This is a genomic window from Mesorhizobium neociceri, assembly GCF_013520985.1.
Lineage (GTDB): Bacteria > Pseudomonadota > Alphaproteobacteria > Rhizobiales > Rhizobiaceae > Mesorhizobium > Mesorhizobium neociceri.
In genome coordinates, this window is sequence record NZ_JACDTY010000008.1 from 243682 (window position 1) to 266012 (window position 22331).

At 61.7% G+C, this 22331-nt stretch carries 29 protein-coding genes; 15 read left to right on the plus strand and 14 right to left on the minus strand.

Going from position 1 to position 22331, the window contains the following annotated elements; all coding sequences use genetic code 11:
- The first annotated feature begins 49 nt into the window (after positions 1-49).
- From pgsA to H0241_RS18460, 3 genes are read left to right on the plus strand one after another with little or no spacing between them, the layout of a single operon-like run.
- The gene (gene pgsA / locus H0241_RS18450) at positions 50-646 is read left to right on the plus strand and encodes a CDP-diacylglycerol--glycerol-3-phosphate 3-phosphatidyltransferase (protein WP_023673449.1); all 597 of its coding nucleotides are present in this window, start codon (positions 50-52) and stop codon (positions 644-646) included.
- A 1-nt stretch (position 647) separates the two neighbouring features.
- Positions 648-902: a molybdopterin converting factor subunit 1 gene (gene moaD, locus H0241_RS18455; RefSeq protein ID WP_181059075.1), complete on the plus strand. Its 255-nt coding sequence runs from the start codon at positions 648-650 to the stop codon at positions 900-902.
- A 4-nt stretch (positions 903-906) separates the two neighbouring features.
- Positions 907-1389: a molybdenum cofactor biosynthesis protein MoaE gene (locus H0241_RS18460; protein WP_181059076.1), complete on the plus strand. Its 483-nt coding sequence runs from the start codon at positions 907-909 to the stop codon at positions 1387-1389.
- 58 nt (positions 1390-1447) lie between these two features.
- Here the strand turns inward: H0241_RS18460 and H0241_RS18465 are convergent, their stop codons facing one another.
- Genes H0241_RS18465 through H0241_RS18480 form a run of 4 tightly spaced genes read right to left on the minus strand, consistent with a single transcriptional unit; the run spans position 1448 to position 4012 of the window.
- Positions 1448-1942, minus strand: a complete 495-nt coding sequence (locus tag H0241_RS18465; protein WP_181059077.1) for a DoxX family protein — start codon at positions 1940-1942, stop codon at positions 1448-1450.
- 2 nt (positions 1943-1944) lie between these two features.
- Positions 1945-2745 carry an HvfC/BufC N-terminal domain-containing protein gene (locus H0241_RS18470; RefSeq protein ID WP_181059078.1) on the minus strand — a complete coding sequence of 267 codons (801 nt, stop codon included), beginning with the start codon at positions 2743-2745 and terminating at the stop codon, positions 1945-1947.
- Positions 2732-3655, minus strand: coding sequence for an MNIO family bufferin maturase (bufB, locus tag H0241_RS18475; protein ID WP_181059079.1), 924 nt, complete (start codon positions 3653-3655; stop codon positions 2732-2734). The genes H0241_RS18470 and bufB overlap by 14 nt, the downstream gene beginning before the upstream one ends.
- A gap of 33 nt (positions 3656-3688) precedes the next feature.
- Positions 3689-4012, minus strand: a complete 324-nt coding sequence (locus H0241_RS18480; RefSeq protein ID WP_181059080.1) for a BufA1 family periplasmic bufferin-type metallophore — start codon at positions 4010-4012, stop codon at positions 3689-3691.
- 281 nt (positions 4013-4293) lie between these two features.
- Between H0241_RS18480 and H0241_RS18485 the strand changes: the two genes are divergently transcribed.
- Positions 4294-5061 (plus strand): YbaY family lipoprotein, encoded by a 768-nt coding sequence (locus H0241_RS18485; protein WP_181059081.1) that lies wholly within the window; start codon positions 4294-4296, stop codon positions 5059-5061.
- Between the two features lie 199 nt (positions 5062-5260).
- Positions 5261-5530, plus strand: a complete 270-nt coding sequence (locus H0241_RS18490; RefSeq protein ID WP_181059082.1) for a hypothetical protein — start codon at positions 5261-5263, stop codon at positions 5528-5530.
- 80 nt (positions 5531-5610) lie between these two features.
- Here H0241_RS18490 and H0241_RS18495 read toward each other — a convergent pair whose 3' ends face one another.
- Positions 5611-6087 (minus strand): cupin domain-containing protein, encoded by a 477-nt coding sequence (locus H0241_RS18495; protein WP_181059083.1) that lies wholly within the window; start codon positions 6085-6087, stop codon positions 5611-5613.
- Between the two features lie 64 nt (positions 6088-6151).
- On the opposite strand from H0241_RS18495, the gene H0241_RS18500 reads away from it, so the two are divergent.
- Entirely contained in the window at positions 6152-6607 is a 456-nt protein-coding gene (locus tag H0241_RS18500) for a MarR family winged helix-turn-helix transcriptional regulator (RefSeq protein WP_181059084.1), read from the plus strand.
- 2 nt (positions 6608-6609) lie between these two features.
- Here the strand turns inward: H0241_RS18500 and H0241_RS18505 are convergent, their stop codons facing one another.
- The 3 genes from H0241_RS18505 to H0241_RS18515 form a co-directional block, all read right to left on the minus strand.
- Positions 6610-7221: a class I SAM-dependent methyltransferase gene (locus tag H0241_RS18505; RefSeq protein ID WP_181059085.1), complete on the minus strand. Its 612-nt coding sequence runs from the start codon at positions 7219-7221 to the stop codon at positions 6610-6612.
- A gap of 234 nt (positions 7222-7455) precedes the next feature.
- On the minus strand, positions 7456-7878 hold the full coding sequence (gene ndk, locus H0241_RS18510) for a nucleoside-diphosphate kinase (RefSeq protein WP_181059086.1): 423 nt from the start codon (positions 7876-7878) through the stop codon (positions 7456-7458).
- A 111-nt stretch (positions 7879-7989) separates the two neighbouring features.
- Entirely contained in the window at positions 7990-8898 is a 909-nt protein-coding gene (locus tag H0241_RS18515; RefSeq protein WP_181059087.1) for an AraC family transcriptional regulator, read from the minus strand.
- A gap of 253 nt (positions 8899-9151) precedes the next feature.
- Here H0241_RS18515 and H0241_RS18520 point away from each other — a divergent pair, with 253 nt between their 5' ends.
- The 3 genes from H0241_RS18520 (at position 9152) to H0241_RS18530 (ending at position 10379) form a co-directional block, all read left to right on the plus strand.
- Entirely contained in the window at positions 9152-9451 is a 300-nt protein-coding gene (locus H0241_RS18520) for a hypothetical protein (protein WP_181059088.1), read from the plus strand.
- A 13-nt stretch (positions 9452-9464) separates the two neighbouring features.
- Positions 9465-10043, plus strand: a complete 579-nt coding sequence (locus H0241_RS18525; protein ID WP_181059089.1) for a DNA-3-methyladenine glycosylase I — start codon at positions 9465-9467, stop codon at positions 10041-10043.
- A gap of 129 nt (positions 10044-10172) precedes the next feature.
- Positions 10173-10379, plus strand: coding sequence for a hypothetical protein (locus tag H0241_RS18530; RefSeq protein WP_181059090.1), 207 nt, complete (start codon positions 10173-10175; stop codon positions 10377-10379).
- Positions 10380-10422: 43 nt separating this feature from the next.
- On the opposite strand, the gene bluB is transcribed toward H0241_RS18530, so the two are convergent.
- Together bluB and H0241_RS18540 are read right to left on the minus strand one after the other, a co-directional pair.
- Positions 10423-11058: a 5,6-dimethylbenzimidazole synthase gene (gene bluB / locus H0241_RS18535; protein ID WP_181059091.1), complete on the minus strand. Its 636-nt coding sequence runs from the start codon at positions 11056-11058 to the stop codon at positions 10423-10425.
- Positions 11059-11127: 69 nt separating this feature from the next.
- Positions 11128-11847: a glutathione S-transferase family protein gene (locus tag H0241_RS18540; RefSeq protein WP_181059092.1), complete on the minus strand. Its 720-nt coding sequence runs from the start codon at positions 11845-11847 to the stop codon at positions 11128-11130.
- 70 nt (positions 11848-11917) lie between these two features.
- Here H0241_RS18540 and H0241_RS18545 point away from each other — a divergent pair, with 70 nt between their 5' ends.
- From H0241_RS18545 to H0241_RS18560, 4 genes are all read left to right on the plus strand, one after another.
- Positions 11918-12430, plus strand: coding sequence for a DinB family protein (locus H0241_RS18545; protein WP_181059093.1), 513 nt, complete (start codon positions 11918-11920; stop codon positions 12428-12430).
- 224 nt (positions 12431-12654) lie between these two features.
- Positions 12655-13239: a hypothetical protein gene (locus H0241_RS18550; RefSeq protein WP_181059094.1), complete on the plus strand. Its 585-nt coding sequence runs from the start codon at positions 12655-12657 to the stop codon at positions 13237-13239.
- Positions 13240-13513: 274 nt separating this feature from the next.
- Entirely contained in the window at positions 13514-14302 is a 789-nt protein-coding gene (locus tag H0241_RS18555) for a GGDEF domain-containing protein (RefSeq protein WP_181059095.1), read from the plus strand.
- Positions 14303-14527: 225 nt separating this feature from the next.
- On the plus strand, positions 14528-15355 hold the full coding sequence (locus tag H0241_RS18560; RefSeq protein ID WP_181059096.1) for a sterol desaturase family protein: 828 nt from the start codon (positions 14528-14530) through the stop codon (positions 15353-15355).
- An 87-nt stretch (positions 15356-15442) separates the two neighbouring features.
- Here the strand turns inward: H0241_RS18560 and H0241_RS18565 are convergent, their stop codons facing one another.
- A complete protein-coding gene (locus H0241_RS18565) occupies positions 15443-17524 on the minus strand; it encodes an ATP-dependent helicase (protein WP_181059097.1) in 2082 nt (693 codons plus the stop codon).
- Between the two features lie 165 nt (positions 17525-17689).
- Between H0241_RS18565 and H0241_RS18570 the strand changes: the two genes are divergently transcribed.
- Positions 17690-18658 (plus strand): hypothetical protein, encoded by a 969-nt coding sequence (locus tag H0241_RS18570; protein ID WP_181059098.1) that lies wholly within the window; start codon positions 17690-17692, stop codon positions 18656-18658.
- Here H0241_RS18570 and H0241_RS18575 read toward each other — a convergent pair.
- Both H0241_RS18575 and H0241_RS18580 read right to left on the minus strand, forming a co-directional pair.
- Positions 18609-19493: an IS1595 family transposase gene (locus H0241_RS18575; protein ID WP_181059099.1), complete on the minus strand. Its 885-nt coding sequence runs from the start codon at positions 19491-19493 to the stop codon at positions 18609-18611. The genes H0241_RS18570 and H0241_RS18575 overlap by 50 nt on opposite strands.
- A 120-nt stretch (positions 19494-19613) precedes the next feature.
- Positions 19614-19778, minus strand: a complete 165-nt coding sequence (locus H0241_RS18580; RefSeq protein WP_181059100.1) for a hypothetical protein — start codon at positions 19776-19778, stop codon at positions 19614-19616.
- Positions 19779-19931: 153 nt separating this feature from the next.
- Between H0241_RS18580 and H0241_RS18585 the strand changes: the two genes are divergently transcribed.
- On the plus strand, positions 19932-20084 hold the full coding sequence (locus tag H0241_RS18585; RefSeq protein WP_181059101.1) for a hypothetical protein: 153 nt from the start codon (positions 19932-19934) through the stop codon (positions 20082-20084).
- Positions 20085-20112: 28 nt separating this feature from the next.
- On the opposite strand, the gene H0241_RS18590 is transcribed toward H0241_RS18585, so the two are convergent.
- Positions 20113-21627, minus strand: a complete 1515-nt coding sequence (locus tag H0241_RS18590; RefSeq protein WP_181059102.1) for a cupin domain-containing protein — start codon at positions 21625-21627, stop codon at positions 20113-20115.
- Between the last annotated feature and the right edge of the window lie 704 nt (positions 21628-22331).

Here is a 22331-nt window from a genome sequence, read left to right on the forward strand (position 1 = left end):
CTACATCCGGTTCTGATTTGAGTACGCAGGCAGAAAGAGTCCCTGAGATATGGCCAAGCGCGCGTTCAACCTGCCCAATATGCTCACCTACGCCCGCATCGTCGCGGTGCCGCTGGTGGTGCTGTGCTTTTTTCTTGAAGGGCATCTGAAATCGAGCGACTTCGCCCGCTGGTCGGCGCTGATCATCTTCCTGCTGGCCTCGATCACCGATTATCTCGACGGCTATCTGGCACGCGCCTGGCAGCAGACCTCCAACATCGGCAAGATGCTCGATCCGATAGCCGACAAACTGCTGGTCGCCACCTGCCTGCTGCTGCTCGCCGCCGACACCGACCGCCACGCCGGCATTGCCGGTTGGTCGCTGTGGGCGGCGATCATTATCCTGTGCCGCGAGATCCTGGTTTCGGGCCTGCGCGAATATCTGGCGGCGCTAAAGGTGTCGGTCCCGGTGACTCAGCTCGCCAAATGGAAGACCGCCATCCAGATGGTCGCCATCGCCTTCCTGCTCGCCGGCCCCGCCGGCGACAAGATCTTCCCGCTGACCACGCAGACCGGGCTGGTGCTGCTGTGGATCGCCGCACTGGTCACGCTCTACACCGGCTACGACTATTTTCGCGCCGGCCTCAAGCACATCATGGACGAGTGAGATGACGAAGCTCATCTATTTTGCCTGGGTGCGCGAACGGATCGGCAAGCCTGAGGAAGACGTCGAACTGCCCACCGGCATCGAGACGGTGGCCGATCTCCTGCGCTGGCTGAAATCGCGCGGCGAGGAGTATGAGCACGCGCTGCAATATCCCGATGTGATCCGCGTCGCCATCAACCAGGAACATGTCGAGCATCGCGAGAAGATATCCGGCGCGCGCGAGATCGCGCTGTTTCCGCCGATGACCGGGGGCTGACACCATGTCCGGCGCGCCGACGGTGCGCATCCAGCGCGAAGATTTCGACGTCGCCGCCGAGATCGCCAGGCTGACCGAAGGCCGCGCGGACATCGGCGCCGTGGTGTCCTTTTCCGGCCTCTGCCGCGACGAGCAGGGCCAGCTGTCGGCACTTGAGCTCGAACATTATCCCGGCATGGCCGAAGCCGAAATCGGCCGCATCGCCGCCGAAGCCATCGCACGCTGGCCGCTGCAAGGCCTGACCGTCATCCACCGCCACGGCAAGATAACGCCCGGCGAAAACATCGTGCTGGTGGTGGCGGCTTCCGCGCACCGGCATGCGGCGTTCGAGGCAGCGAATTTCCTGATGGATTTCCTGAAATCACGTGCGCCTTTCTGGAAGAAAGTGCACCGCGCCGACGGCACTGACGGCGGCTGGGTCGAGGCCAAGGAGATCGACGACAAAGCCGCTGGCCGCTGGAAGAAGGCTGCGCGGAAACGAACTTGAGCCTTCGCGTCGCCGCAGAGGTTTACCTTCGCCCCTTCGCGCGGAAGAGGTGGTCAGTTCAGCCTTTATGAGTCCCGATCCAGTGATCGAGCGAAATCCGGCCGGGTCCCCACGCCATGATGCCAAGCGCCATCGCCGCCCAGGTGATGTGCAGTGGCCAGCCGTCAGGCACAGTGACTTCTATGACCAGTGTCATCAGCAGCAGCCCGAAGGACGCCAGCCGTGTCGCCAGGCCGAGAACAAGGAGAATCGGCAGCAGGATTTCCGCCGACCCTGACGCGAACGCCACCAGCCCGGGTGCGGGAAAATCGTAAGGTCCGCCAGGCAGATGCAGCTTGAACTCCGAACTGAAGAGCAGCACCGCGACATCGTTCAGCTGCAGGAAGCCGTCCCATTTGTTGATGCCTGACCGCCAGAACGGGACGGCGAGGGCGCAGCGCAGGACAAGCTGGGTCAGCGACGGCGTAGCAATTGTGCGCAGGGCGACGTTCACTGTCTCGACGATCCCTCCTGTCCCGGCATCACCGCTCGCGTTCCGCCTGTCGCTCATCATGCTCACCTTCCTGGGGGTGCCGCTGTGAAGGCGCCCGCTTGCAGCACGCCGGCAATGTTCGCGGAAATATCGAATTCGCTGCTCTCCGCAAATGCTGCCGCCGCCGCCGCGCCGAGCGCCTCACCCGAGATCAGATGCGCGATAAACACTGCGCCGCCAGGCGGCAAGTGGCGAACGAAGACCTCGAGGCCGGGCCGCGTGACCAGCGCATCTTCAGGATCGACCGCCTCGATCCGCCCGACGGGAGCGTTGCTCCGGTTTGCTGCGAGGATGGTGACTGCCGGGAAACGGGAGCGCACGATTCGCGTTGCCGGGTGCGGCTCAAAGACGGCATCGGCCAGTCGTTCGGGCGGGGTCGATGCCAGTGTTGCGGAAGCCAACGGCTCTGCGTCGGCAGCATGATATGCGTCCAGCCAGGCCCGCTCGATCCGTGCGACGTCGGCGAGCCACGGCATCGGCTGTGCGTATTCGTAGCGCCCGATGAAATCGGGAAAGTCGCGGCCGTATTCGAATAGAAGTGGCGAGGTAGGCGGAGTTTCGCGGATATGGAAGCGAGCCATGGCGCGAAAGAAGTCCGGGCCAGTGATGCGCAGCGTCGCTGGAAAGTTGGCGGCCAGCGCATCGATCAGGCTGACCGTGACGTTGTTGCGATAGACGGCATATCGCTTGACCGCAACCTTCCCGTTCGGCCCCGAAACGGCGTCGGGCGGGGCACGGTCAGGATCGAGCAGGCCGGCGGTGAATGCCGCGGCGTACTCAAACCTGCGACCGAGATAGCCCGACTGGAGCTCATCCTGCGGCATGGGCTTTTCCGAGCATTTGGCTGGCATGGCGGTCGAGGATCGCTTGGGCGGCGTCGGCCTCCGCCTTGAGTACCGGCCAGTCGGGAATATTGCTGTCCCATTCGATGAGCGCCGGGAGCGGCCCGCAACTGCCGATGATAATATCGAAGAGCTTCCAGACCGCGCCGGCGACCGGGCCGTCATGGCTGTCAATGAGCAGCAGATCGCCCTCGTCGTCCTCTTGCTTGGCATGGCCGGCCAGGTGGATTTCGCCGACATGTTCGAGTGGGAAATCCGCGAGGTAGGAAAGGGCTGAATAGCGGTGATTGGTGGCCGAAACGAAAACGTTGTTGACGTCGAGTAGCAGGCCGCAACCGGTACGCTGCACCAGCGCACGGATGAAATCCGTCTCGCTCATCGTTGATTCCAGGAAAAGGACGTAGGTCGAAGGGTTCTCGAGCAGGATCGGGCGGCCGATCGCCTCTTGCACTTCGTCGATGTGATCCGCAACGCGTGAAACCGTTGCCGGTGTGTAGGGCAGCGGAAGCAGGTCGTTGTAGTAGGTACTGTCGTGGGTCGACCAAGCTAGATGCTCGGAAACGAGCGCCGGCTCATAGCGCTCGACGAGCGCCTTGAAACGACCGAGGTGCACTTTGTCGAGCGGCTGCGGTCCGCCGATCGACATGCACACCCCGTGCAGTGAAACAGGATAGTCGTGGCGGATCTTGGTCAGAGCGTCGTGCGGCGGGCCGCCGGCGCCCATATAGTTTTCGGCATGGACCTCGAAGAAACCGCCGTTTGGCTGGTTGGCGAGGATTGCTGGTAGATGTTCGTGCTTGAAGCTGGTGCCGACAAGACCAAGGACCGGAAGTGCCGGAAAGCGTGAGGTTTTCGATATGCGGGATGCCAGGTGGGTGGCCAGTCCGTTCATCTTTCCCTCCGCTTTCCGGGCAGGTTGCGTTGCTTATGACGGGATGTCGCGGGCCAACTCCGTGGACGAGCCTTTGCGGCCGTCCGGCAGATTCATCGTCGTGCAGGTGCCGCCGTCGACAAACTTCCAGGCGTTGCCCTGATAATCAACAGTCGACGTGCCTTGGCATGTGGTTCCCGCACCTGCCTTGCAGTCGTTCTGTCCCTTCAGGGCGACGCCAAAGCACTTCTCCTTGCCGGCATCCATCGCCGCCTTGACCTGTGCCTCGGTCAGCGGCGCGGCCGTCGCAAAAGAAGCAAGAGCCGTGGCAACAGCGCTGGCCAGTAAGGCGGCGCTCACGGTTGATCTCATTGACATGATTCACCTCCGATTGGGTTGTTGAACACGCCCTTCCTCAAGCGCGCATTGGTCAGTTCGGCCAGGAGGTGGGCTGCGTTACCTCTGCTTGGGAACACGACTTCGTGATCGCCCTGTAGCTTGGCCCCAGCCAGACCTTGCCGCCCACGCCAAGGAGATCGACGACAAGGCTGCCAGCCGCTGGAAGACACCGTCCAAATAAACTCTCCCGCAGCCATTCATTGACCGCAATCCTTTGGCCAATTTGCTGTCATCGGTCAGCCTGGACAAGGGAGAAGGTCATGCTGGACAGGATCGCCGAATTCCTCATCTTCGGCTTCGTGCCGCTGGTCGTCGGCATGCTGGCGGTGCCGGAAATGTCCAATGCCGCCGAAAAGACCCTGAAGGGCGAAGTGATGTACCGCGAGCGTATCGCGTTGCCGCCCAACGCCGTGCTTTCGGTACAGCTTGCCGATGTGTCGCTTGCCGATGTGCCGGCCACAATCGTCGGCGAACGCAAGGTGGCGCCGGCCGGCCAGGTGCCCATCAAGTTCGAGATCGGCTTCGATCCGCAGGTGATAAGGCCTGGCATGATCTATGCGTTGCGGGCGCGCATCACCGCCGACGACAAGTTGCTGTTCGTCACCGATGTGAGCTATCTCGTCGATCCGCTGAGCGATGCTCCGCAGACCATCGTGCTGAAAATGGTGGCGCCAAGCGACAAGCCGACCTCGGCCTCGGTGTTCGATCAGAGCTGGCTGGTCGAATATATCGACGGTATCGGTGTGATCGTGCAACCGAAGGCGACGTTCCGGGTCAGCGAAGCCGGCAAGGCCGGCGGCAGCGGCCCCTGCAACACCTATTTCGCCACCGTCAAGGTCGAGGGCTCGACGATCGCCATCAGCGACATCGGCTCGACCTACAAGGCATGCGCGCCGGAGGTGATGGCTGAAGAGAAGGCGCTATTCGACGCGCTGACCAGGGCGGCGTCCTATCATGTTGAAGCCGGCAAGCTCACCATCGCCGACAAGGGCGGCAAGAACATATTGCGCTTCAACGCGGCAAGCTGACGTCGACGGACCGGGCGTGGCGGCGGTGCGGGAATCGTCGTCGCGACTCTCCGACCCGGATTTCGCGACAGCCGGGAATAGTCCGGCCGCGCGAAGCGTTAACTTTCCATATGGCGGGTAGGCAAAAGGGACATGTCCCTTCACTGAAGCCGCCAGACCGAATGCGGGTCGATCTGGCCACTCAAAAAGGAGTCCAGATATGAAAAAGTACGCGCGCATCCTTGCTGCCACAGCCGTATCGCTGATTACCTTCGCCGGCTTTGCCAGGGCCGACGACCATTTGGTCAATGCACTTCAGCATGGTCTCAGTCCTGACAGCCAACCCTTCCAGACCAACAAGGCCGGCCACAGTGGCGACCTCGCGCCTGGGCAGGGCAGTCCGTTTGTCGGCGCCGACACCCAGACACCGGCCACCGACACCGAAGCGGCGAATGATCATGCGAATGTGAAAGAGCGCCAAGCAAAGTGACAAGAAGCCCGCCGCGAGTAGCGGCGGGAATTCTCGTTTGTCAGATATGCCGCGCCGCGGGTTGGCTGCCCTGGAGAGCATCAGACCTGCGGTGGCGGCGGTGCCGGCGTCAGGCCGAACCGGCGCATCAGGTCCATAAGCCTGGCGCGGTCGGGCGGGCCGCCGGTGCTGAAGATGGCGAAGGCTTCGCGAAAATAGTCCGGACCGATCGCCGCCGGCGTCACTACGCACAGCACCTTGGCGGTCTCGGCGGTGTCGTTGTCGAAGCGGTGAACCGCGCCGCGCGGAATGCACAGTGCCTGGCTAGGTCCGATATCATGCCGGTGTCCGTCGACGGTCAGCGTCAGCACGCCTTCGATCCCGTACATCGTCTCCTCATAGTGGTCGTGGCTGTGTGCCGGGGCGGGCAGGCGTTGCGAGCCGGCGACCGTCAGTTCGAAGGCGGCGATGCTGCCGTTCGATTGGTCGCCGGTCAGCAGGAAGCGCACGGCAAGGCCGCCATGGCTGATTGTCTCGTCGGCGGGATTGGCGCGAACCTGGCTGGCTTTGTCTAGCATTCCATCCTCCTATGTGGTAAATCGAATTTACCGATATGGGTAAACTCAATTTACCATGGTGTCAATGCCGCAATCCACCGAAGATCCGCCGAAGAAGCCGCCGCTGATCGGTGCGCTGCTGCGCGTGCCGGCGCTGGCCATTCACCGCAAGCTGATCAGGGAACTCAGGGCATCGGGTTTCGAGGACCTCAGCCCGCCGCATATGGCGGTCATACAATATCCTGGCCCGGATGGCCTTCGGCCGAGCGCGCTTGCCGAGCGCGCGGTGATGAGCAAGCAGGCCATGAACCAGTTGCTCAAGACGTTGGAAGCGATGGGCTACATCACCCGCTCGGCGGCCCCCGATGAGAGCGGCGGGACCATCGTCCACTTCACCGATCGGGGCCGCGCCGCCTACCAGAAGATGGCCGACATCCTGCTCGACGTCGAGCGGGAATGGGCCGAGGAGCTTGGGCAGAAGCGCTTCACCGAGCTGAAAACGCTGCTCGGCGACCTCTGGGACACGCCGCTCATTCGTTGAGCTCAGACCGGCTTCGCCTGCTCGAACATCGCCCCATAGTGATAGGGCGGTACCTCGACCAGTTTAATAAGCTTCAAGCCGCCGGCTTCGGCATCCGCGATGGTCTGTTGCGGTGACAGCCTGAGTTCGGTTCGCGGGCCGCGCGGCTCGCCCAGCACTGTCGTTGCCTCACGCGGCTGCTGGTGCCAGTTGACTATGGCAAAGTGTCCGCCAGGAGCGAGCGCCTGGCGCACGGCACGCGCCAGCCGCGGCCGGTCGGGCACGCCGTGGAAGGCGTTGGCCATGAAGACGAAATCGACGGGCCGGGACACAAGGTCCGCGAGCTCGTAGGCGTCGCCGGCGACGAATTCGCAATTGGTCACGCCGGCGCCGGTCAGCCGGCACTGCGCGACCTCCAGCTGGTCGGCGTCGATATCGATGGCGATGACACGGCGGGCGACCGTGGCGATCGGCAGCGTAAACCAGCCGTCGCCGCAGCAGAGGTCGACCACTTCCATGCCCGGCTTCAGCCCGGTTGCCGCAAGCACGCCGGCGGGATCCGGCCACAGCGCCTCCCACCAGCCGCTCGACGGCATCTCGGTGCCCTGGAAGAAACCGGGGATGGCGCTGGTCATGGTCGGGTCGGTTCCGCTGGTGCCTGGTCCGACCTTAGAGCAGTTCACCGTTTCGTGGAAACGATGAACTGCTCTATCTCTTTGTTACGCAATTCCGGACGGAAAACCGTTTCACACTTTTCCTGGAATTGCTGTAGCCCAGGCCGATCTTCGGGGGGAGTGCAGCGAGGTCCGACGCCAAAGAAAAAGGCCGGCGAAACGCCGGCCTTTTGCATGCGTTCCGTTCGCGTCGGCTCAGCCGACGATCTCGGTGTCCGAGAACCAATACTTGATTTCCTGCGCGGCGGTCTCCGGCGCGTCGGAGCCGTGCACCGAATTCTCGCCGATCGACAGCGCATGGACCTTGCGGATGGTGCCTTCGTCGGCGTTGGCCGGGTTGGTGGCGCCCATCACTTCGCGGTTCCTGGCAATGGCGTTTTCGCCTTCCAGCACCTGGACGATGGTCGGCGCCGACGACATGAATTCCACCAGTTCGCCGAAGAACGGGCGATCCTTGTGGACGGCGTAGAAGCCCTCGGCCTCACGGCGGCTCATCCATACACGGCGCGAGGCGATGACGCGCAGGCCGGCCTCTTCCAGCATCCTGGTGATGGCGCCGGTGAGGTTGCGCCGCGTCGCGTCCGGCTTGATCATGGAAAAGGTGCGTTCGATCGCCATTGGTCGTCCTTGTGATGAAGAGAGGAATTGGGTGATGAAGAGTGGAATTGGGAGTGGCGGGCTCTATACAAGCCGCCCGGTCCATTGCCAAGGGGAGGCGCTTGACCCGCGCTATTGCGCCGCGACCGGAGCCCTGGCGGCGCCGACGTCGCGCAGCGGCGGCAGGCCGTAGAGCCGGCTGTATTCGCGGCTGAACTGCGATGGGCTCTGATAGCCGACGGTATATCCGGCCGAGCCGACATCCAGGCGCTCCGTCAGCATCAGGCGGCGCGCTTCGTGCAGGCGCAGCTGCTTCTGGTACTGCATCGGCGTCATCGCGGTGACCGCCTTGAAATGATGATGCAGAGACGACACGCTCATGCCGGCGTGTCCGGCCAGCTCTTCGATGCGCAGCGGCCGCGTGAAGTTCTGCCGCAGCCAGGCGACGGCCTGGGCGATCCTGTTGCTCGGTGTCTCGATCATGGCGATCTGCAGCAGGCTGGGACCGAACGGACCGGTGGCCACGCGGTAGAGGATTTCCTGCTCGATCAGCGGTGCCATCGCCACAATATCCTCAGGACGATCGAGCAGCCGCAGCAGTCGCACGACGGCATCCAAAAGATCCGGCGGCGCCTTGTTGACGGCGGCCGCCAACATGTCGGCTGGCGTAGCTGCCAGCCGAGCCGTGCCGATCCGGCCGAGCAGTTCCTTCAGCCGCTCCGGTTCTATCCTCATGCCGAGGCCGAGGTTTGGCGCTTCGGGGCTAGCCTCAGTCACGCGCGACATCACGGGAAGATCGAGCGAGAGCACCATATAGTCGCCGACCCCGTAGTGGTGCACATGCGATCCGAGCGACAGGCTCTTGGCGCCCTGGACGACAAGGCCAAAGAACGGCCATTGGAGAGTGTGCACAAGCGCCGTCGTCGACGAACGCCTTACCAGGAAGAGGTTGCCGACCGCCGTCGGATGTTCCCCGTCATCGGCCGTGAAACGCGCAATGATCGACGCCATTTCCTGGTAGGGGTCGCGCGGCAGCGTCAAGCGGATATCTCAAAAGCTGTCATGGCCACAATCATATCCAATCCTGCACACACGGCCAGCGTCGGCAAGTGAGCTTTGCAGGATCGTACATGAATCTTGCAGGATCGCGATAACGTTCGATCGTCGCTTCATCGCATAACGCCGCCAGCGGGAGCGTGCTCCCAGAGATCAACCATCGGGCTAGCCGTCCGAGGCTGGATGCTCGGCCCCTGACCGTCAAGAGAGGCTAGGATCGGGCAAGCGGAGATATGAAATGACGGAAGCGATCGAAGTGACGACATTCAGGCTCAATGGGCAGTCCTGCCAGGAATTCGTCGCTGCCAACGCAGATATCGACGCCTGGCTGAAACGCCAGCCGGGCTTTCGATCGCGCCGCATCGCCGAGCGCGATGATGGCAGCATCGTTGACGTGCTGGTCTGGGCCACAGAAGAGGACGGACGCAACGCCGCAAGCGGCATCATGAGCGAGATGGGGCATTCACCGGTGCATGCGATGATCGATCAGCGTAGCGTGGACTGGACCGTGGCGCCTGTCCGCCACAGTATCGGGTGAGGGAGCTTTTGCGATGGACGATCATGCACATCATCGTTGCGGCTGGGCGCAGAGCGATCCGCTGATGCGCGCCTATCACGACGAGGAGTGGGGTGTGCCGCAACGCGACCCTCGCATGCTGTGGGAAATGCTGATGCTGGAAGGCTTCCAGGCAGGGCTCGCCTGGATCATCGTGCTCAGAAAGCGTCAGGCCTTTCGCGCCGCCTTCGCCGGCTTCGAGCCGGAGACGGTCGCACGGTTCGGCGCGGCCGATATCGAGCGGCTGATGGCCGATCCTGGCATCGTCCGCGCCCGTGCCAAGATCGAAGCGACCATCCGCGGCGCGCAGATATTCTGCGAGATGGCGGAGCGCGGCGAGGATTTCACGGATTTCTGCTGGTCCTTTACCGATGGCAAGGTGGTGAAGAGCGACGGCCACAGCTGGGTCGCATCGTCGCTTCTGTCCGAGCGGATCTCCAAGGAGATGAAGCGGCGTGGCTTCAAGTTTGTCGGCCCGACCATTGTCTATGCCTGGATGCAGGCGGTCGGCATCGTCAACGACCACTCCGCCGGCTGCTTCCGCCGGGCTGAAGTCGAGCGTCTCGCGTCTTAGCGCGCAGCCACCATGGAGGGCGGCGGAACTCCCCGTTCCTGGGGCGAAGATGGACGGTTCGCATAGGCGGGGATATTATCTCGGGGAGTCAGTTGAACGGCGAGCCGGCGCTGAGGAAGCTTTGACGAGATGAACTGGCACGATCGGAGACCCGGGGATATCAAGGGCATCCTGCTGATGGTTGCCATCTTCGCTGCCGTTGCATTTGTCTTGGCGCTCTTTCCTGGCCTCGGCAAGAACACGAACTTCGGCTTCGGTCCGGAATGGCAATGCGCCCCGATGGCGAAGGGCGACCCGATCTGCGTCAGGCTCATCGCCAAGGATGAGGCCAAGTGACTTATCGCCAAGAAGGTGACTTGTCGCCAGAAAGTGACCGGCACTACCGCTTGATCACCACGGGCCGCCGCCGCTGCTCCCAGCCCTCGCGTTCCAGCGTCGGCACATCATGCTCCTCGCTGGCATAGCCGAGGCAGAAATAGCCGATCAGCGTCCATTCGGGCGGCGTATCGAGAATCTTGGCCATCTCGGCCGCGTCGAGGATCGACACCCAGCCCATGCCGATGCCTTCCGCCCGCGCCGCCAGCCACAGCGTGTGCACCGCCATTACGGCCGAGTAGTCGATGGTCGCCGGCATGGTCTTGCGGCCGAGCCCGTGGCCCTGTTCCGTTGTGCGGTCGGCGAAAACCGCGAACTGACAAGGGGCCTCATTGAGACCGGCAAGCTTCAGCCGGGCATAGAGCGCGGCGCGCTCGCCCGAAAAGCATGCCAGCGCCTCGGCATTGCAGCGCTCGAAAGAGTCTCTCACGGCCGCGCGCCGTTCGGCGCTCTCGACCACGACGAAGCGCCACGGCTGGCTGAGCCCGACCGACGGCGCGATGCAGGCTAGCTCCAGCAGCCGCTCCAGCGTGCCCTCCGGCAAAGCCGTCCGCTCGAAGCGCCGCACATCCCGGCGCCAGCGCAGCAGCGCGACCAGCCCGGCGCGAAAATCGTCGGTAAAATCGGGGGGTAGTGGCATGGCGATCGGGAGGCTTTTGTTGGGAATAGGCAGTAGGCAGTAGGGAATACAGCGCGGAGACCCTATTGCCTACTGCCTATTCCCAAATCCCTGGGCGGCTGCCGCCGCCTCCACCGTACGGCCAAGGCCGTCATAAAGGTCGAGGCAACGCTCGAACCATTGCGCAACGATGTCGCTGTCGTCGAGCAAGCGATAAGGCGAGGTGATGCGTGCCCATTGCAGCGCGCCAAAGACGATGTAGTCGGCATAGAGCGGCGAGGCGCCGCCGATGAACGGCTGATAGCCGAGCATCGAACGCAGCGGCTCCAGTGCGGCACGGAAGCTCGCGAGCCCGGCATCGCGGGCGGCTGTGACCGCTTCCAGCGGTTTGCCGAAGCGCTGCTCACGGCTGGAGCGGAAATAGGCGGCGTTTTCGTCGTCCTGCATGGCGTGGATGTCGAGCAGCGCGGCCGTGGTGACATAGGGATGGACGGTGAGCTGCGACCAGCGCTCGATGAAACGCGCCATCGCCTTGCCGCCATCGCCGGCAAAAAGCGTCGGCCTCTCGGGATAGGCCTCGTCCAGATAAAGCCCGATGGCAAAGGAATCGGCCACCACACGATCGCCGTCGCGGATCACCGGCACGGTCTTCGAGATGCCGCCTTCGACCCTCGGCACGTCGAGGAAGCGCGTTGGCAGGCTGGACCTGTCCAGCCCTTTATGCGCAAGCGCCATGGCAATCTTCCAGCAATGCGGGCTGAACGGACGGGACGTGTCGCGTCCGACGAGTTCATAGAACAGAATGGTCATTGGCGGCTGCGTCCTCGCGGTCTAATTAGGCGCCTGCGGTTGAAGCGGAACTCGTCGGCGGGAAGAAAAGATGAAACAGCATTTCATGATGTTTGCGGCCTACAATCAATGGGCCAATGGCCGCATCTATGAGGCCGCCGCCGATCTCCTGGATGAAGAATTCGAACGGGATGTCGGCGCCTTCTTCGGTTCGATGATGGGCACGCTCAATCATTTGCTGGCTGCCGACCGCGTCTGGATGAAGCGCTTTACCGGCGAGGGCGACGCACCTTCGAGGACCGATACGATCCTCCGCCGCGCCTTGTCAGTCCTCAGCCTGGCACGCGAAGCGGAGGACAAGCGGATCATCGACTGGGTCGGCGGCATGAGCGACAAGGCGCTTGCTGGCCGCTTCTCCTACATGACGATCTCCGACATGCGCACCGTGTCGCAGCGGCTGGCGCCGGCGCTCAGTCACTTCTTCAACCATCAGACCCATCATCGCGGCCAGGCCCACATGATCCTGACCGTGCTTGGCCGGCCTTCCGTCCCGCTCGATCTGGTGCAGTTCCAGCGCAGCGAGGAAGGCCGCGCCTACGCCTGATTTCAGGATTGGGTTGTCTTATATTAGGAACTTCTAAAGTTTTAGAATAAAGCGCGCCTTGTTTTAGCATGGCAATGAAATGTTCAAAAACTAAGATTCACGGAAACAGAAAGTACGTTGAAACCGGAATGCATCTCCAAGCGTAGCTCTTGGTGCATGAGCAATACGATGGATTTTCCAAGAGATTGCAATGCGGGACTGGAAGGGCAACAGAGGAGAGTGTCATGTCTAGTATCGTTCGGAAAATCGCCAGAACATTTGCAAGCGGAGCGCTTGTCGTTATTCTTGCCGTTCCTGCAAGTGCGGCTGAGGTTGGCCTTGGTGGCCTTGGCGGCGTTTCCATCGGTGGCAATTCAGCCAACGGCAATGTCGGCGGTGCCAACGGAGCCAACGCAAATGCTTCCTTCGGCGGCAGCAGCACCGACGCCAGCGCCTCTATCGGCGGCACGAGCGGCGCCAATGGCAACGCCGTTATTGGTGGCGGCGGTGGCGCGGCCACGGTGTCCTTGGGCGGGACCAGCGGCGCGGTGACCAATGCGACCCTGGGCACAGGCAATGGTGTCAATGCCGCGCTGAGAACGACGCTCGGCGGCACGAGCGCCAATGTTGGTGTCGGCACCGGAGTTGGTACGTCAAGCATTCCTGGCACTCCGGGAACTGCCAGCACGCTGGGTCTGCCCGGCGTCGTTGCCAGCATGTCGAGCAGCCAGCTGACACGCATGAAGAAGCGCTGCATCGACGTCCTCGGCAGCGAGGGCACCTACGACAGCGACCTGCGGCAGCTTTGCCTGATGATCTCCCGTCGCTGAGACGGGTTTCGCCGGGAGTGTCGAACCAGCCGTGAGGCTTTACGGCACTCTCCTACCGCATGACCCGGACTTCCCGAGGACATGCGCTGACGAGAATCCTCCGGTCAGTCGGAAAGCCCGCCACGCGAGTGGCGGGCTTTTTGTGACCGCCGGCATCGTCATGGCGATCACCCGTGCTATCGATGGGCTGTTAACCACATTACAATTGAAGGCAAGGTTTTAGGGTTTCATTTGTGTTCCCACTGCAAAATGGCGGACACGGTGGGAGAATGGCATGCGGATCGATCTGTCGCCCACAAGCTGGGGCAGGGTCATAGCGGTCACAGTTGTCGGCACGGCGATCTGCATCGCGGCTGCTTTCTTTGTCGATTCCTACAATTTTCCGTCGCTGTCGCCTGATGCGTTGCGCTGGGCGAAGCTCACCGACCTTTTGCTGCCGCTTGTGCTGGGTGGGTCGTTCTTCTCTTTCCTGATGTACAAAATGCGTCAGCTGGCCATCGCCCAGAAAGAGCTGAGCATCGTCGCGGCGACCGACAGCCTGACGGCGGTGTTCAACCGCGGCGCGTTTTCAATGCTGGTCGAAGCGTATCTCGACCAGGCGCGCAGCCAGACCGTCGTCAACGCCGGCGCCTTGCTGATCGTCGACGCCGACCATTTCAAGACCATCAACGATCGACTGGGTCACGATTGCGGCGATCAGGCGCTGAAGCTGATCGCCGAGACGATCAAAGCCCAACTGCGCGGCGCTGACATTGTCGGGCGCATCGGCGGCGAGGAGTTCGCCGTTTTCCTGCCTGGCGCCGACCCGTCGCAGTCCTGGCTGGTCGCCGAGGGGATCCGACGGCGCATCCGCGAGGTCGAATTTGCCCCGGGTGGACGACCTTGTCCGCTCTCGGTGAGCATCGGCGGCGTCGCCTTCAGCGGACCCACCACCTATGCCGACATGTTCGTGACGGCCGACCGACACCTCTACAAAGCCAAGTCGAACGGGCGCGACCAGGTCAGTTTTGAGACGACCGGGCCGCGCGGCCTGCTGGCCGGCGACCCGGCGACGTTCCATTGAGACTGGGCAATTGGGTTGGAGCGGGCCTGGTCACTCGGATCGCTGCAACGCCGACCTGATATAGCGCAGTGGAGCTGTTACCTTCCACTATGTCGACTGCAGCAGGGCTTCGTTCCTTGTCGTGAGCGTCTGGATCCGCCGGTTCACGGCGCGGCCGTCAACAATCCGTTCATCCCTTGGCCATTAATCTCTGCCGAGCCGATCTTCGGTTGCAATGAGGGCAGGGTGTCCGATCTCGTAGACCTCAAGGCGGTGCTGGTCATCGCGCTTATCTTCATTCCGCTGGAGCGGCTGTTGCCGCTGCATGCGGAGCAATCATCGACGCGCCGGCATTGGCTGAACGACGTTGTCTATCTGCTGTTCAACGGCATCATCACCAAGATCGGCCTGCTCCTCGTGATCGGCACATGCATGCTGGTGCTTGACCGATTTGTTCCGGCCGGACTTACGCAGGCGGTGCAGTCGCAACCGGTCTGGCTGCAGGCGGTGGAGGTTCTGGTGCTGGCCGATACCGGCTTCTACCTGGCGCATCGCGCCTTTCACGCCGTCCCGTTCCTGTGGCGCTTCCATTCGATCCACCACAGCATCGAGGAGATGGATTGGCTGGCCGCGCACCGTGTCCATCCTGTCGACCAGATCCTGACCAAATCGGCGTCGTTCCTGCCAATCTTCGCCCTCGGCTTTTCGACCACCGCCATACTGATCTTTACGCTGATCTATCAGTGGCAGTCCCTGTTCATCCATTCGAACACGCGTATCAAGTTCGGACCGTTGAAATGGCTGCTGGCGTCGCCGCAATTTCATCATTGGCATCACGCCAATGAGCGCGAAGCCTGGGACAAGAATTTCGCCGGGCAGTTGCCATTGCTCGACATGTTGGGCGGCACCTTGTTCATGCCCGACAGGATGCCGCAGAAATACGGCACCGATGACCCGGTCCCGCCGCTCTATCATCAGCAGCTTGCCTACCCGTTTGTCGGCAACACCGAGCGGCTCGCGCAGCCGGCGAGGCTGGCCGAAGCCTCCCCGACGTCGGCCGGCAAGTCCGATTGATCTTTCTCTGGCCAGGCTTGGTCCAGCCGCGTCTCAGGCGGCGTAGCCGCCGTAGCCGCGCGCGGCATCCACGGCTGCAGCCGGCGGCTATTTCCACATGCCGCGCATGCGGGCGCCGAGGTCGACCCTGACCTCAGGTCTGTGGCGCGGATCGTCCTTTGCGTGGACGCTCACCCACGAGGTCTGCTCGAAGGTGCCGAGGATCGAGGCCGGGATGAAGCGGCTGCGCGAGGCGTAGACATTGCGGTCGCCGCGCGCCGGCTGGTTGTGCGGATAAAAGCGCTGCGGCGTCACCAGGTGCAGACCGTCCTTGGCGCGCGTCATCGCCACGTAAAGCAGCCGGCGTTCCTCCTCGATGTCTTCCTTGGTGCCGACGCCGAGATCGGCCGGGATGCAGCCATCGACGGTGTTGAGCACGAAGACATTCTTCCATTCCTGGCCCTTGGCCGAATGGATGGTCGACAGGATCAGGTAATCCTCGTCGCGATGCGGCGGCCCGGCCTGGTCGCTGGTCGCATCCGGTGGATCAAGCGTCAGTTCGGTCAGGAAGCGCTCGCGCGAGGCATAGCCGGAGGCGATCTGCTCGAGCTGCATGAGGTCGGCCCGCCGCGTCGTTGCATCCTCATGCATGCGCTCGAGATGCGGCTCGTACCAGAGCCTGACCTGTTCGAGATCGGCCAGCCATTTCCCTGACCTGGCGCGCAGGCCGGAATAGAGCGCGACGAAGGCCGGCCAATCGTCCGCAGCGCGCTGCGGCGGCCGGTAGCGGGCCAGCCCCATCGCTTCATCGAGCGATGTCGCCATGATCTCGACGACGGCACTGGCCGCCGAAGGGCCGATGCCGGGCAGGAGCTGCAGCACGCGGAAGCCGGCGACGCGGTCGCGCGGGTTCTCGGCAAAGCGCAGCACCGCCAGCACGTCCTTGACATGGGCGGCGTCGAGGAATTTCAGCCCACCGAACTTGACGAATGGGATGTTGCGGCGAGTCAACTCGATCTCCAGCGGCCCGCTGTGATGCGAGGCGCGAAACAGCACCGCCTGCGATGTGAGCACCGTGCCGGCCTCGCGCTCGGCAAGGATCGCCTGGCAGACATAATTTGCCTGCTCGGCCTCGTCGCGCACGCTGACCAGTTTCGGTTTCTGCGAGGATTTGCGCTCCGACCATAGGTTCTTGGTGAAGCGCTCAGGCGCCTCGGAAATCACCGCATTGGCCGCCGCCAAGATGGTCACGGTCGAGCGGTAGTTGCGCTCCAGCATGATGACATCAGCGGCGCGCGCGAATTGCTGGGGGAAATCGAGGATATTGCGCACCTCCGCGGCGCGGAACGAATAGATCGACTGCGCATCGTCGCCGACCACCGTCAGTCCGGCGCCGTCCGGCTTCAACGCCGAAAGAATCGAAGCCTGCAGCCGGTTGGTGTCCTGGTATTCGTCGACCAGCACATGGTCGAAGCGGGAGGAAAGATGCGAGGCGATTTCAGGCTCGGCGGCCATCTGCGCCCAGTAGAGCAGGAGGTCGTCGTAGTCGAGCACGTTCTGCGCCTGCTTGGCCTCGACATATCCGGCAAACAGCGTCTTCAGCTGTTCTGCCCACCCCGCGCACCAGGGGAAGGCCGAACCCAACACCTCGCCGAGCGGCGCCTGCGCGTTGACAGTGCGCGAATAGATCGCCAGGCACGTGCCCTTGGTCGGAAACCGGCTTTCGGTCTTCGAAAAGCCGAGCTCGTGGCGGGCGAGGTTCATCAGGTCGGCGGAATCCTCTCGGTCGTGGATGGTAAAGGCGGGGTCGAGGCCGATCGTCAGCGCGTAGTCGCGCAACAGCCGGGCGCCAATGCCATGGAATGTGCCGGCCCAGCTCAGGGCGTCGGCGATAACGGACGCATCGCGGCCCAGCACCTCGCCGGCAATGCGTTCTACCCGCCTGGCCATTTCGGTGGCGGCGCGGCGCGAGAACGTCATCAGCAGGATGCGTCTCGGATCGGCGCCCTTGACGATCAGATGCGCGACCCGGTGGGCGAGCGTGTTGGTCTTGCCGGAGCCGGCGCCGGCTATCACCAGCAACGGCCCGGCGATCTGGCCGTCACCATGCTCGACGGCCAGCCGCTGCTCGGCGTTGAGCTTCGCGAGATAGGCGGGCTGCAAGGTCGAATCATTGATGGCGATGGTCATCGCCCATCAAGCATCGTTTCCGCTTTGTTCGCAACGGGCGAGCGGGTGTTTATCCCTTGACAGCAAGTAGGATTGCATCGGATGTTGACACTAGAATACGATAGAGTCCCCGTTCTCCGGCACACCAATCGCGGGGTGCCCTATTGGGGCATGGAACCGGCTGGCATGCCTCGCATACCCGACGACACGCTCGACGTGGCTTTCTACCTCTATCCGTCCGAAGCTGCGGCCAAGGCAGGTCAGGAGGCTGGAGGCACCGGCTTCGTCGTTATGGTGCCGTTTGAACGGGTGGACGGTCTCGCGGTCATTCTCGTAACGAACAAACATGTGATCCAACAGGGTCATACGTTCGTCCGACTGAACAGGAAGGACGGTTCAGCGCCTGACGTATTCGAGATCGATCCAGTGGAGTGGTATCCACATTCAGGTCCGCATGATGTTGCCGTCGCTATCGGCGTTGGCAACGGCAAGGTGCATAGCTTCTCTAAGTCCGTACATTATGAGCAGCTACTTACGCGGGATATGGTCCGTGAATATGACATTGGGATTGGCGACGACGTTTTTATGATCGGGCGATTTATTGGCCATGATGGGAAAACACATAATCGCCCAAGCGTTCGTTTTGGAAATATAAGCGTTGATGTTGGAAATATATATAATTCCTCGTCCGGGCATAACGAAGAGAGTTACGCGGTAGAGGTAAAGTCCAAGCCGGGCTACTCTGGATCATGTGTATTAGTTTATGCTCTTAAATCTTCAACTAGTAGGAGATCTGAAAAAAAGGAATTCGTACTCTGCCTCGGCATCAACTGGGGCCATATCCTTGAGCGGCGGCCAGTTCTAGATGATACCGGAAAAGAGGTAGAGCCCAAAAGGTACGTGCGGGTGCCATCTGATATGAGTGGAATTGTCCCGGCATGGCGTATTCTTGAATTGATCGATTCTGCCAAAGTGAGGAATGGTCTCAAAATGATTGAGGATAAAACTATTTTATACGAGGGCGAGCGGCGAAGCTCGGTCGAGCCGACCGTCGCAGAACAGGACCGGCCTGCCACCGATGAGAACCCCAGGCACCGAGAGGGTTTCACGGCTCTACTAAACGTGGCAGCGAGAACGCCTCCACAAGGCGATTAAACATCGCGGTGTGAGAATGCCGGTAGTTCCTGCGGTAGGAAAACTCGCTCACATATTTCCACATGTGCTTTCCAGAAATGTGGACATGTGTGCCAAGAACGGCGCGCTTGAAATGCGACCAATGGCCTTCAAGGGTGTTGGTGTGGTGTATCCCGTGAACGTACTGTTCGGCGTCGTGATTGACCGTGCCGTGCACATAGCCAGAGTTCTTGAGGTCTTTGTAGGAGCGAAGCTCGTCGGTGCTGATAGTGCTTCCGGGCACCACGTTCGAGCGAATGATCGGTTCTAGGGTGAAAATCGATACGTCCGGGATCGGGCCGGCGATGATGTTGCCATTGCGCTCAACCAAGCCCATCACAACGGTCTTGTTCGTGCCCTTGGCGCGGCGAACACGCACTTTCTGCGATCCGCCAACATAGGTTTCATCAACCTCAACGTGACCAGAAAGAGGGCCGCGATAGTCAGCGGTAGCCATCAGCTTCCGCAATTCGTGGCACATGCGCCAAGCGCATTTGTAGGTCACGCCGATCTGGCGCTCGACTTCCTTCGCGGCGACCCCATGACGCGTGCTGGTCATAAGGTACATGGCGAAAAACCACTTGGTGAGGTTGGTGCGCGACTTGTGGAAGATGCTGCCGGCGCAAGGGTAGATGTGATAGCCGCACTCTTGGCAGGCATACGCCTTGCGCTTGGTCATCGGATAGAAATTCGCCTCAACGCCGCAATCCGGGCAGGTGATGTGCGTGCCGCCGTAGTTGATTTCCATGAGCTTTGCGAGGCAGGCCGCGTCATCGGGATATTCGGCCTGAAACTCTTTGAACGTGTACTTGGTCACGGAACTATCCCCTTACCTGCGGTTGAGGGATAGAATATCAGATGCTTACTTGTCGTCAAGGGATAAATACCGGCGAGCGCCCGGCCTCTATCAGGCCTTTATTCCTCTTTGATGGCTGGCCTATCTTCGGGGCGCGACGCCCATTGCCGCCGACTGGCGTCGCAAGGCGCGTTCGTCGCCGGGCATCGGCAGCGGTTCGAAATCGTCGGGCACCTCGTCGATGACTTTTCTGGCGGCACGATAAGCAGCATAGGCGACAAGGCCGGTTATGAGCAGACGGATCATGGCGCGATCTCCTTTGCTCAACCAACCGCAGAGGCGGCGTTTTGTTCCCGCCGGCTAGGCATCCCTTGCGGACGTGCAACCAAAGTGGAGCCGCCTCGTTGCCCTACAAATGGGGAAGGAGAGCAACGGGGAGGGCGGACGAAGGAGGTAGCCATGAAGAGGCTTCTGATCCTGTTTGCCGTTGGCTTGGCGCTCGCGGCCTGCGACAACAACATCCAGCCGACCAAGGCGCCCGTGGTAGATCAAGTCCCGCAGCCGACGCCGAAGTCGCCCACCGGCGGCGATCAACTGCCACCGGCGCAATAGATCGGGGTCATCGCGGCAAGATGAATCTTTACCGCCCCAGCAGATTTCGGGCGGCGCGAAGCAGGGTGGACCAACGCGATACGGCCTTGTCCAGTTCGAAGACGAGATAGCGCGCGGGTTCGGCGCCGACGGACTTCAGCCCGTGCATTGCACCGGCAGGGTGATAAAGCAGCGCCGGAGCCGAGACCCGCTTGCCCAGCGTCTCAATCGCACCGGAAAACAGGACAATGGCCACGTCATAACGGTCGGCATGGGGCGCGTAGCCGACGCCAGGCATCGCTATCGAGACATGACAGTGCAGTCGATCGAGCCATCTGGTCCTCGCGTTGAGGATGGTTCCCCGATTGCGCCTGCCGAGATCCGCCGCGGCAAACAGCGTGTCTGAGCCCCGCACGAAGGCCAGCTTCGACGCTTCGCCCGGCGCATGGCCTCGCTCGTTGCGCCATTTCAGCATCGTGTAGAGCACTGGTTTGTCGCTGGCATTGACCAGCGTGTGCGGCTGGAAGGCGGGGTAATAGGCGAAATCGCCTGCGTTCATCGTCTCGCGTCGAACGCTCTCAGACCCGACATCGTCGGCGGTTATCAACGCTGCTTGCCCCGAAACGACAATGAGGATCTCTTCTTCCACATGGGCGTGCAGTGGATGCGGCGTGGCGCCCGGCGCCAGTACCGATGAGTGCGCGTCCATGAATTCGATCTTGGCCGTGCGGCCGCGAAAGTGTGGCATCGAGGCGAAATGTGCCACCGGCTTGGCCGGCAGTTCGGGCAGATCGAACGCGGCGTTCGCTATCGCGGCAAGCCGGCGCGCGCCGGGCGGTCTGGCGATCTGGTTGACACCGATCGGCGAGCGGCCGGAAACGACCAGTACCGGCGGCCTTGGCTCCGTCTTGAAACGAAACGGCCATTCGAAGGCTTCAGGAATGAAGACCGGGCGGTCGGCGCGGGCATATTGCAGCAGCAAGGCGACGCGTGTGGTCGTCGACGGATTGTGCGAGCCATGCCAGGCTCTGCCGTCAAAGACCAGCGCGGCACCGTCGCAAACGTCGGGCTGAACGATTGTTGCGTCTTGAGCAAAAGTCCGCGCTGCATCCAGCACAGCCGCATCGGAATTTTCCGTCGCATTCATTCCAAGCCTGGCTTTGATCTCCTGAACCGTGGCGCCATAGCGGTGCGAGCCCCTGACGAATTTGAGGCCCGACGCGGAGTTTGTGTTCTCCAGGCCGAGCCACACGGTCAGGAAGCCGCCATCGGCCGATGACGATTCGACATCGCAGTGAAATGGATGCTCCGTGTCCGGACGCCTGATGACGAGATGCGCGGCCCACAGAATGATGTCTTCGCCGAGGACCGGACGGACCAGCTCGAGGATGCGCGGGTCGCTGGCGATCTTGTAGTAGTGATGATTGGCGACAGCGGACGCCTTGCTCCACACCTTCCTTTTCTGGCGTTCCTTGATCAGCCTGGACAGAAGGCGGCCACGTTCCTTTCGGCTTAGAACCGGAAACGGGCCAGCGAAACCGTCGCGCTCGATATCGTCGATCATCAATCAGCTTGCTTCAGGAAAACCCAATCGGAACCGATTGCCTGAGCCGAGAGTACGACAAGCACGCATCTCAAAACAAGAGCGGGAAGAAGGCCGGCGCTGCTCGGGAGGAAGCTGAAAGCGCCGGCCAAGCGGGAAAACAGGCCCGCCGCGCGACTGAAGATAGCTGAGTCTTTCCTCTGCGTCATGAGGTGGACCGCATCGACTGCTTAATGACGGCGCTCCTGCACAAAATTCAACAGAAAAACCCTGAAATCCTGCAGCATCTAGCCACGACTGGTCCGCTCTGCACGGGTACTTCCGAAAGGTGAAAACGGTTCTGTTCGGTGCCCTCATATTCGCCTCGATCACAATCGCGGCGCTGGCCAAATGGACTGTGGCCTACAATTATCGGGAACGACTGAGCGACCGTCAGCTAATCGCGATAGCCGCAGGCGACGAAGCAGGGGGAAGAGTTGGGTCGGTCAAATACGCTTCTTCCGAGGTCTTAATAAGTCGAAATCCTACGTGCTGCATCGTGCTTCACTCGAATCATGAATGGCTTCGATTTCCATATCAAATATTCGAAGAAGATGATGCCGTAGTTATATTGAATTACATCGTCAACAACGATCGGGGAGAGAGGTACTTTTTCGCTGAAGTGGCTATTAGCTCCAAGGGAGACTTGCTGCGTTCCAGGGGGAATCACAACAGATATGAGGCCG

What these genes read in the sequence shown, in the direction of transcription:
- H0241_RS18490 (WP_181059082.1), top strand. Translation starts at nt 5,261, where the DNA reads ATGAAAAAGTACGCGCGCATCCTTGCTGCCACAGCCGTATCGCTGATT.
- H0241_RS18465 (WP_181059077.1), bottom strand. Translation starts at nt 1,942, where the DNA reads ATGATGAGCGACAGGCGGAACGCGAGCGGTGATGCCGGGACAGGAGGG.
- bufB (WP_181059079.1), bottom strand. Translation starts at nt 3,655, where the DNA reads ATGAACGGACTGGCCACCCACCTGGCATCCCGCATATCGAAAACCTCA.
- H0241_RS18525 (WP_181059089.1), top strand. Translation starts at nt 9,465, where the DNA reads ATGGACGATCATGCACATCATCGTTGCGGCTGGGCGCAGAGCGATCCG.
- H0241_RS18550 (WP_181059094.1), top strand. Translation starts at nt 12,655, where the DNA reads ATGTCTAGTATCGTTCGGAAAATCGCCAGAACATTTGCAAGCGGAGCG.
- H0241_RS18495 (WP_181059083.1), bottom strand. Translation starts at nt 6,087, where the DNA reads ATGCTAGACAAAGCCAGCCAGGTTCGCGCCAATCCCGCCGACGAGACA.
- H0241_RS18530 (WP_181059090.1), top strand. Translation starts at nt 10,173, where the DNA reads ATGAACTGGCACGATCGGAGACCCGGGGATATCAAGGGCATCCTGCTG.
- H0241_RS18590 (WP_181059102.1), bottom strand. Translation starts at nt 21,627, where the DNA reads ATGATCGACGATATCGAGCGCGACGGTTTCGCTGGCCCGTTTCCGGTT.
- ndk (WP_181059086.1), bottom strand. Translation starts at nt 7,878, where the DNA reads ATGGCGATCGAACGCACCTTTTCCATGATCAAGCCGGACGCGACGCGG.
- H0241_RS18485 (WP_181059081.1), top strand. Translation starts at nt 4,294, where the DNA reads ATGCTGGACAGGATCGCCGAATTCCTCATCTTCGGCTTCGTGCCGCTG.
- H0241_RS18470 (WP_181059078.1), bottom strand. Translation starts at nt 2,745, where the DNA reads ATGCCGCAGGATGAGCTCCAGTCGGGCTATCTCGGTCGCAGGTTTGAG.
- H0241_RS18585 (WP_181059101.1), top strand. Translation starts at nt 19,932, where the DNA reads ATGAAGAGGCTTCTGATCCTGTTTGCCGTTGGCTTGGCGCTCGCGGCC.
- H0241_RS18565 (WP_181059097.1), bottom strand. Translation starts at nt 17,524, where the DNA reads ATGACCATCGCCATCAATGATTCGACCTTGCAGCCCGCCTATCTCGCG.
- H0241_RS18540 (WP_181059092.1), bottom strand. Translation starts at nt 11,847, where the DNA reads ATGACCATTCTGTTCTATGAACTCGTCGGACGCGACACGTCCCGTCCG.
- H0241_RS18480 (WP_181059080.1), bottom strand. Translation starts at nt 4,012, where the DNA reads ATGTCAATGAGATCAACCGTGAGCGCCGCCTTACTGGCCAGCGCTGTT.
- H0241_RS18570 (WP_181059098.1), top strand. Translation starts at nt 17,690, where the DNA reads ATGCCTCGCATACCCGACGACACGCTCGACGTGGCTTTCTACCTCTAT.
- H0241_RS18505 (WP_181059085.1), bottom strand. Translation starts at nt 7,221, where the DNA reads ATGACCAGCGCCATCCCCGGTTTCTTCCAGGGCACCGAGATGCCGTCG.
- pgsA (WP_023673449.1), top strand. Translation starts at nt 50, where the DNA reads ATGGCCAAGCGCGCGTTCAACCTGCCCAATATGCTCACCTACGCCCGC.
- H0241_RS18555 (WP_181059095.1), top strand. Translation starts at nt 13,514, where the DNA reads ATGCGGATCGATCTGTCGCCCACAAGCTGGGGCAGGGTCATAGCGGTC.
- H0241_RS18520 (WP_181059088.1), top strand. Translation starts at nt 9,152, where the DNA reads ATGACGGAAGCGATCGAAGTGACGACATTCAGGCTCAATGGGCAGTCC.
- H0241_RS18500 (WP_181059084.1), top strand. Translation starts at nt 6,152, where the DNA reads ATGCCGCAATCCACCGAAGATCCGCCGAAGAAGCCGCCGCTGATCGGT.
- bluB (WP_181059091.1), bottom strand. Translation starts at nt 11,058, where the DNA reads ATGCCACTACCCCCCGATTTTACCGACGATTTTCGCGCCGGGCTGGTC.
- H0241_RS18545 (WP_181059093.1), top strand. Translation starts at nt 11,918, where the DNA reads ATGAAACAGCATTTCATGATGTTTGCGGCCTACAATCAATGGGCCAAT.
- moaD (WP_181059075.1), top strand. Translation starts at nt 648, where the DNA reads ATGACGAAGCTCATCTATTTTGCCTGGGTGCGCGAACGGATCGGCAAG.
- H0241_RS18460 (WP_181059076.1), top strand. Translation starts at nt 907, where the DNA reads ATGTCCGGCGCGCCGACGGTGCGCATCCAGCGCGAAGATTTCGACGTC.
- H0241_RS18580 (WP_181059100.1), bottom strand. Translation starts at nt 19,778, where the DNA reads ATGATCCGTCTGCTCATAACCGGCCTTGTCGCCTATGCTGCTTATCGT.